1 protein-coding gene is annotated in these 1,241 nt (G+C 48.3%); it reads right to left on the minus strand.

The genetic code is table 11. The features are described from left to right. Nucleotides 1-70: 70 nt before the first annotated feature. Nucleotides 71-1,241 (minus strand): efflux RND transporter periplasmic adaptor subunit (locus A3735_RS06425; RefSeq protein ID WP_068637794.1); only part of this gene is annotated, 1,171 nt, incomplete at its 5' end.

Raw genomic sequence — 1,241 nt, forward strand, 5'->3', positions numbered from 1 at the left:
CCTAGACCTAAAGCCAGAATGGTCAGCAACAATAAATTTGCCGCAACATCATTTCGAGCAAACCATGCAATCAAGGCGATTCTCCTTGATGCTTGTCTGCAGCGCCCTCTACTCGCTTATCGATCGCCACGCGCGTACCACTCGTCACTTGCCCCAAAGGTGTTCTAACTAGCAGGTCGCCAATATTTAAACCAGATTCAATCAGGCTAAGTTCCTCATTGCGCCAACGAACGTTTACTTCCCGCCTGGCAAGCACATCCTGTTTTTCTATTTTCTCTACAACATAGACATACGTGCCCTGATAGATCGCCGAATTCGGCACTAATATCGCCTCATCTATAGTTTTCCCTTGTATGTTTGCATGCAAATATTGTCCAACCTTTAGCGCTTGTACCGGCCTTTCCGATTTCTCAGAAGTGAGCGGCTTCACTATTTTTGCCAGCGCATAGATTTGTTGGTTTTCAGCATCAACCAGCGCCTCAGTACCGACAATCATTGCTTGCCAATATTCAGCTGGTACAACTAAGGAGTTCTCGATGCGGACATAAGCTGATGAAGAGGTATCCTGATAGCTCTCTGATGAAGGTAAGTCCAGAAATGCGAGATCCCTACTAGCTATGGGTAAGCTAAGCTCCAAAGACTCACTAGAATAAAGCTCTGCCACGGGCGTGGAAGTACTGATGACACTGCCTTTATTGACGAAGGTTTCTATCAAACGACCATCATAGGGTGCTCGAACTTTAGTTCTTTCCAAGTTTTTCTGCGCCAAGGATAGCTTGGCTTTAGCCGTCTCCAACTTAGCCTTGGCCGCTTTTAGCTGAGGATAACGCAGCGCATAATCACGCGCCGGTGTACTATTGATTTTTTCTTGGGTACGCCAATCCCGAAGTGCTTGCTCGGAACGCGCTTCCTCCTCCGCCAGAGCTAACTCCGCATTAGCCAAATCACTACGCGCAGTTTGCAAGCTCACCTCATATTCAAGCGGATCGATCACCAACAGGACTTGACCCTCTTGGACAAAAGCACCCCGCTGAAAAGCAGGGCTGACCTTTAAAACCTGTCCCGAGACCAGGGACAACAGATTCGTCCGGGTATTAGCCTTCAGAACACCATAGGACTCTACCGTGACCTGAAAGTCCCGAGGCGCTATTTTATCCACTTCGACCAATAAAGGATTTGCCTTTGAAGGACGCCCCTTGCTCGCGGGTGGTTGCGACTGACTTATCTGATAGGCCAACAAA

The sequence above is a fragment of the Oleiphilus sp. HI0061 genome (genome assembly GCF_001635675.1).